Annotated in this window: 4 protein-coding genes; all 4 read right to left on the reverse strand. The window is 28.8% G+C overall.

Features of this window, described 5'->3' with window-relative positions:
- Positions 1-136: 136 nt before the first annotated feature.
- Positions 137-955 carry a hypothetical protein gene (locus QOZ93_RS13690; protein WP_307357377.1) on the reverse strand — a complete coding sequence of 273 codons (819 nt, stop codon included), beginning with the start codon at positions 953-955 and terminating at the stop codon, positions 137-139.
- Positions 956-1,626: 671 nt separating this feature from the next.
- Entirely contained in the window at positions 1,627-2,241 is a 615-nt protein-coding gene (locus QOZ93_RS13695; RefSeq protein WP_307357379.1) for a hypothetical protein, read from the reverse strand.
- 742 nt (positions 2,242-2,983) lie between these two features.
- The gene (locus tag QOZ93_RS13700; protein WP_307357382.1) at positions 2,984-5,995 is read right to left on the reverse strand and encodes a hypothetical protein; all 3,012 of its coding nucleotides are present in this window, start codon (positions 5,993-5,995) and stop codon (positions 2,984-2,986) included.
- A gap of 437 nt (positions 5,996-6,432) precedes the next feature.
- On the reverse strand, positions 6,433-7,392 hold the full coding sequence (locus QOZ93_RS13705) for an MICOS complex subunit MIC60 (protein ID WP_307357385.1): 960 nt from the start codon (positions 7,390-7,392) through the stop codon (positions 6,433-6,435).
- Positions 7,393-7,583: the final 191 nt, after the last annotated feature.

Below are 7,583 nucleotides of genomic sequence, written 5' to 3' on the forward strand. Positions count from 1 at the left end.
AATGGACACCCTTGTCATTGGCTAACGCCTATATCACCTTCGGCGCTCGGGACTTTCACCCTATAGATTGCGCCCATGCTGGGCGCACATAAAAATTGGAGAGATAACTTATATCTCTCCAATATATATCAATTTATTATTTTATTACTGCTTTTAACTTAATAGGATCCCCTACTTTTTCTGTTAAAGTAATTCTAGAATTTTCTTTATCATTTTTGACTGTAAAACATGCTTTTAATGTTTCATTTTTATTAATAGCATTATATATTTTTTCTGATATAGCTTTTGTATCATCAGCTTCCTGTACATCAACATCTATATTCTGATTTAAAACAGAACCTTCTGCTGTTATATTAATAGTAATTTTTCCTGTTTTAGTAGCTTTATTAGTTACTGTTATTTCAAATTCACCTTTAACTTCAGGTATAGCTTCCATTCCCTTAGTTTCTTTCAATACACCAGATTCATCTGTGTGTATTGTAAACTTTATTTCCTCTGAATCTGTACATAAGCTTTCTACATGAGCTTTAGCTTTTATTGATTTGAAAAGAATTCCTGATTTTTGGTCTGTTACTACAACACGTCCAGTTTCTACTTTCCAATCTGCATCTCCATTAAAAGCTTCTATTATCTTTTGTTTTACATTGCTAGCCTTATCACCTTTAGCAAGTTGAACGTTTTTACCAGCCACTGTAACTTGTTGTTCTTTTGTAAGTCCATCAGTAGTTAAAGTAATATCCATATCTGTTTCTTGCATAACAGCACTGAAACCTTTCACTCCTTCTTTCTTAGCTTCACATGTCAATGTTACTCCTAAATCTTTAAGGACTTCTGGAACTACAACTTCTGCTACTTTAGTACCATCTTGCTGTTTTCCTATAAAAGTTGCAGTTGCATTTGCTAAATTCTGAACTGCTTCATCTATATTTTCTTTAGTTGCATCAGCTTTATCCACTACACCTTGTGCTATAGCTATAGTATCAACATACTTAGTTTTATTCTCTTGTGTTATCCATTTAGTGCCTACTTCTACATTGGCTTTATCTGTATTAACAACTATTGCATTTACTGCCTGATTAGCAGCTTTTATTGCATCTTTTAATGTTTTTTTATTATCATCTACTGCTTCGCTATCTCTAAACTATATAACTAATAATATTGGAAGGTTATATTAGCTATATTTCGTTAGATCCACACCCTACGTGCCACTTTCATGGCATAAGGCGTTCACTCGATAATTAAAGTTAAATTGAAAGTTATATTTTTTATTTTACTTTATTCAAAATAAAAATACAATATTTTTTTGTATAACATTAAATTTAAAAATTAAATTTTATTCAGTTTATGTTATTTATTTTATAATTTTGACATTTGAATTATATTTTCTACTTTATTTGACACCTTTGTATCTTTTAAAATACCTCCTTGAAAAATAGGAACCCTATAAATAAAACCCTTAATTTTATTTATCAAACCAATAGTCCTAAGTAAAATAAATGCTACTAAATAGTATAAAAATATCCTATTTAGTAGCATCATATCATCTTATTAAGAACTAAAGATCATTAGGTAATTCTACACACCTAACAATCTTTATTCTTTTATTTTTAACTAGTAATGTGTGTTCTATTCTTTAGTTCCTTTTTGATCTTTTACTGCATTTATGGCATTTTCTAAATTCTGTTTTAGTTGCTCATATTCAGCTTTTTCTTCTTTACTTGCTTTTGCTCCATAAGCAGTTTTTATTGCAGCTGCTTGTGTTACAGTTGCATATGCCTTATCTTTTTCAATAGTACCAGCATCTGTACCATCTGCAACTACTGTATATTCTTTTGTATCGATTTTAAAGTTTGATCCTGCTTTAGTTTCACCTAAATCTGTAACTTTTGCTTTTAAATCTTCAAATGCTTTTTTTGCTGTTTCTAATTCTGAGGCTTTAGTTCCTTTTTGATCTTTTACTGCATTTATGGCATTTTCTAAATTCTGTTTTAGTTGCTCATATGCAGCTTTTTCTTCTTTACCTGCATTTGCTCCATAAGCAGTTTTTATTGCAGCTGCTTGTGTTACAGTTGCATATGCCTTATCTTTTTCAATAGTACCAGCATCTGTACCATCTGCAACTACTGTATATTCTTTTGTATCGATTTTAAAGTTTGATCCTGCTGTAGTTTTACCTAAATCTGTAACTTTTGCTTTTAAATCTTCAAATGCTTTTTTTGCTTCTTCTATGCTATCCCTCACTATCCTATCTTTGCAAAATAGAATTTCGATCGGTCCACACCGTACGTGCGACTTTCATCGCATACGGCGTTCTATCGATAATATATAACTTTATATAATAACTTTCTAACTTTTAACTTCCTATTACCGACTAGGTTCCTTCGCTAACTTAGTTTTATCCTTCCACTATGTTACCATAATGGTTTTTCAGTGACTTCCAAACACTGACTTTCGGCTAAGTGTCATTGCTACTATGAACCCGCTGAGCCCGTATACATATCTTTGAATCTGTTAATTCTCCTTATATACAGCATCAAACGTTCCACTTTATTTATCCCTTATTTTGATTGCCGTAGGTATCCACTAACGACTTACTTTACTTTAGTTTAACAGCTAATTATTCTAAAGTCAGTTAAATATCTCAACTTAACTGTTCCATACCAAGCCCAAAGCATAGCTATCAATTTAACAGTATGGAATATATTTACAAGACGCATAACCATGGATTAGCAAACGTTTACCATAGCAATCTTTTAAGGAACCCCGCATCTGACTCTCACAGATTACGACCTTACCTGGCTTCATAAGCTTAGCCTAACAGAACTAAAACCTATGCAGGGGGATTAGGCACAAAGCTTTTTGCTGTTTGCTTTGGATAGGAATTTCACCTATCTATTCAATAAAGCAGTTAGAACTTTTTTAAGTTCCACTCATTTCGTAAATTAATTTATCTTTACTTATAGAGTAACGTTTCGCACTTTTATTATTGAGCCTTTTCTTTATCTGCTTTTGCTTGTGCTGCTTTTGCTTCCTTAAGACCAGTTACTTTTAAATTAACCATAGCAACTGCACCATCTTTAGAAAGAACTAAACGAACTATGGCATCTTTATTCTCATCTTTAAGGTTTAATTTTGTAATATCTAATTTTAATTTGTTATCATCCTTGTCATCAAAATCTACAGCTTGGTTACTAGTAACTTCTACATTTTCTCCTGCCACTGATAGGATAGTTAAATCACCCTTCTTAGTAACTTCCGCGTATTTTCCGAAATTATCCTTTGTGATGAAGTATAAATTAGAAATTTCTGGGTTTTCTGCTTTTACTTCTTTTATATCTACTTTCTTAGCATCTTTATCAATTTTATTATTATTAAGCTTTTTGTCTAATACATTAATTTGATCTACTTTTACATTCTTAGCAGATACTGTTACTTCTTTTTCAAGAGTTACAGCTTTATCAGCTGCATTGTAGATTACAGTAATCTTAGTTTTTGCATCTTCTTTTTCTGCTAATTTTTTAGCTTCAGCACCTGCTACAATAGTATTGTCATTATTTACATGAACTAATTTTTCATTAGCAGAAATTACTTTAACTATTGAATCTGCTGGTAATACAACTCCATTTTTATTTTGAACCTTAATTTGTTCTGAGTAATCTTTTCCTTCTTTACATAACTCAGGAATATTAGCAATTTCTAATCCCATTGTAGAAACATTTTTAACTACATTAAATGTAATTTCTTTAGAATCTCCATTATCTCCAAGAGTTACTACTAATTTTTCAGCTCCTTCTTTTAAAGCTTCAACTTCTACTACATTTTTTGTAGCTTTGGCATCTATTTTAGATTCATCATTTTTTTGATTTTTAACAGTTATATCTTTTTCCATTATATTTCCATATTGGTCTTTTACTACAAATTCAACTTTTGTTTTAGCCCCAACTGCTAATGTTGTTGCTGGTTTAACTCCATCTTTTAATTCGATATTTGTTGCAACTGCCTTTTCACCTGCTGTTACATTTATTGTAGCTACTATCTTATTTTGATTTAATATTGAAATTGTTGTTTTTGAATTTTTTACAGCATCATTTTTAACTGTTAACTCTACCTTACCACCTTTTACGCTTACTTCACTTGAAGCTACTACACTTGGATTAGTAGAAGTAAATGTAAACTCTTTTTCATATTTTTCTTTTTCTAATTTTTTACCATAGTTATCAGTTACTTCTAATCCTATAATATGTTTAGCACCAGCGGCAATAGTAACATCTGAAGTTTCTAATTTAACATTAGAAATTACGCCTGGTGCTTCTTTAACATCAAGCTCTACTCTAGCTGTTTTTCCACTTGATTTACTCATTACTGTTAAAACAACTTTACCTGATTTCTCAAATCCACTTATTTCAAGATAATTTTTCTTATCTTCATTTTTAACTTCTACCTTACCTTCTGCTAAAACACTTGAATCTGAAGAAATTACTACGATATCATCATTATCTTTTCCTGCTTTTAATTCAACTGCATTTCCAAATTGATCTTTTGCTTCATAAGAGATTTTAACATTTTTTGAAGCACGAGTTAAACCATTTTTATCTTCTTTTGAAAGTTCAACTTTTCCTAGAGAAATTGTATCAACATATGCACTATCAACAACTTTTAATTCTTTTTGAACTGTTAATCCAGTTTTATTATGAAGAATAGTTACTAATATTACATCATCTTTTTTATACTTGTCATGTTTTAGTTCAAATTTATTATTTTCAAATTCTACATTTTTTCCTTGTGTTTTATTAAATGCAGTAACTGTAAACTTATCTCTATCTAATTTATATTCATCCCCATATTGATCCTTTAATGATACTTTTACAGTTCCATTTTCTTCAACACCATTTAAAACACTTGAATCTATTGTTAAAGAAGTTTCTTTTTGAGCTTCAACTGTTACTTTAGCTGTAGCTATAGCTTCTCCACTTGTTGCTAATATTGAATAATCACCAGCAACGAAAGCATTACCTGCAACTAATTCAACTGATTTACCATCTTTAGCCCATTTAGCAGATACGCTAACATTTATGTTTCCTCTTTTAACAACAAAGTTAGTTTTAGCTTGATCTTCAGCTTTTACAGCTTTGCTTAATTCAACTTTTATTGTATTTGCATGAGTTACAGTTGCTTTTTCTACGTTTAATTTTTCTAAAGCAACAAATTTATCATTTATAGCTTTTTCAGATTTTGCTATTTTATCAGTTAATTCTTTTTTAACTTTTTCATCTTTAACTTTTTCAGCAAGTTTTTTAGCATTATCTAATTGAGCTTGTACTTCTTTTTGATTTTCTAATTTTAATTCATTAACTTTTATAGCTTCAACTGCTTTAACTGCTTCTGGAGCTTCTACTTGAGCTAATTGTACGTCTAAACCTTCTGCAGCTTTCTTCATATCAGCATTTGTTACAGTTAAGAATTCATTAGCTAACTTTCTAGCTGCTTTGATATCTTCTGCTTTTTTAGTAGTTTCAGCAGTTTTGATAGCTTCTACTAACTTATCAATATTTTTTTGTTGATATGGATCTATAGCTGATGACCATGTAGGTATATAAGCTTTATTTGATGGGCAAGTTGCGAAACTTACAACTAAAGCTTTAGCTTTGTTTATTTCTTCTTGTGTCATATTTGCTTTTGGTTTTCCATCAACATACATTAATGCATATAAATCATTAAATAATCCTTGTTGAACAGCGTCAACTTTTTCTGATAATGTTGAAGCCATTGATACTAATTTTTTATTTTTTGCTACTTCTGCAATAGCTTTTCTTGCAACATTTATTGACTCTTGAGTCTTTTCTTTTTCAGCTTTTTGCATTGCTTCATAAGCTGTTTTGTAAAGAGCGTCCCAATTTGTACCTTGTGCAAATACTGGTGTTGCCCCTGCAACGCTAGTTAAAACTGTTGTAGCAGCTAAAACGCCACTTAATTTTTTAGTGCCTTTCTTATTCATATTAAGTTTGACCCCCTATTTAGATATATTTTTATTTTAACTAATTTTTTAATTAGTAAAATTAAAAACGTTAAAATTTCACATAACATTATATCAATACTAACAAAATATGTCTATACTATATTTCGAATATTAATCTATTTCTAAATATTCTTTTTTGTTTGTACCTTTTATAATGCATGTTGACGATAACATGAATTATAATCCAATAATAGTAATTTGTCCATATAATATTCAAAATGTTTTCTTTATATGATATTTTTTAAATATTTTTATCAGTCAATTTTATAATTATTTTAAAATTTTTCACAAAAAATATCAAAAAAATGTTTTCTCTTAATTTAACATTTTTATATGTACTTATATCTATTTTATGAGGTTTTTTTTATTATTCTTTTTTATAAATTTAAAATACTTTAAATTAAAAGATTTACCCTTTAACTTAATTTTTTAAAATTATCATTTACCACTTGACTCAAACCTTTTAAAATTTCAATTAATTGCTTTTGAACATCTGGGTTTTCAACCTGTGATATTAACCCTTTAATGCCATTCATTTTTTGTTCTACTTGTTTTTTGCTATCTTCTATTTCTTTATTAAGTTTTTCTATCTCCTTATTTATCTTTTCTTCTCCTTCTTTTGTTTTATTATCTATTATTTTTTGTTGTTCCCTTTTAAGTTCATCTATTTTAGAATCTATATTTCTCTCTATTTCTTTAATATGTTCTTTTACCTTTGCTTCTAATTGTTCTTCCTTTTCTTTTTCGATTTTATTTAGTACTTCTTTTTCTGCTAAGGTAATTCTTTTATCTAGATTCTTTACAAGATTTTTAGTATCTTCATTTGTTGAAGTTTTTAATTCATTAAGTAATTGCTTAGCTGGTTTAAGATCTTCAATTGCTTTACTTTTTTCTAGTGTTTCAATAGCTAAAATTGTCTCATTAATATTTTTTTGTTGAAATTCATCAATGGCAGAACTCCAAGATTCTGTATATTTTTTATTTCCTTCATATGTACTAAAGTCATTAACATATTCTCTAGCCCTATTAATTTCACTTTGAGACATTGTTGTTTTTTTCTTTCCATTTACATACATTAAACTATAAAATTGTTGAAATAAACTTTCTTGAATTCCATCTACTCTAGTTGATAATGTTGACGCCATATTAATCAAACTTTCATTTTTAGCTAACTCATTTATATATTTCCTTGCATCATTAATAGATTGTTGTGTTTTTTGAACTTCTACTACTTTCATTGAATTATAAGCATTCTTATAAACTTCATCCCAGTTAATAATACTACTAGCAAATACTGGCGTTATCCCTATAACACTAGTTAAAATTGTAGTAGCTCCTATCCCTTTAATTATTTTTTTCTTATTGTTTTTTTTCATAAAAAAGTTACCTCCTAGTTTTTTAACTTATATATAGTATAGAATGTTAAATATTTATATTCTATAAAAAACAAAAAAGTTTAAAATTTCTTAAAGAAAAGGGGCTGTCGCACTAAAAAATAGTGCGACAGCTTTTTGCGTAAAAAATAAATCTCCCACTCGAAAGAGTGAAAGATTTATAGTAAAATTAA

This window comes from Hathewaya limosa (assembly GCF_030815255.1).
Lineage (GTDB): Bacteria > Bacillota > Clostridia > Clostridiales > Clostridiaceae > Hathewaya > Hathewaya limosa.

Excerpts from the sequence above, each read along its gene's own strand:
- QOZ93_RS13705 (WP_307357385.1), bottom strand. The coding sequence starts at position 7,392 with ATGAAAAAAAACAATAAGAAAAAAATAATTAAAGGGATAGGAGCTACT.
- QOZ93_RS13700 (WP_307357382.1), bottom strand. The coding sequence starts at position 5,995 with ATGAATAAGAAAGGCACTAAAAAATTAAGTGGCGTTTTAGCTGCTACA.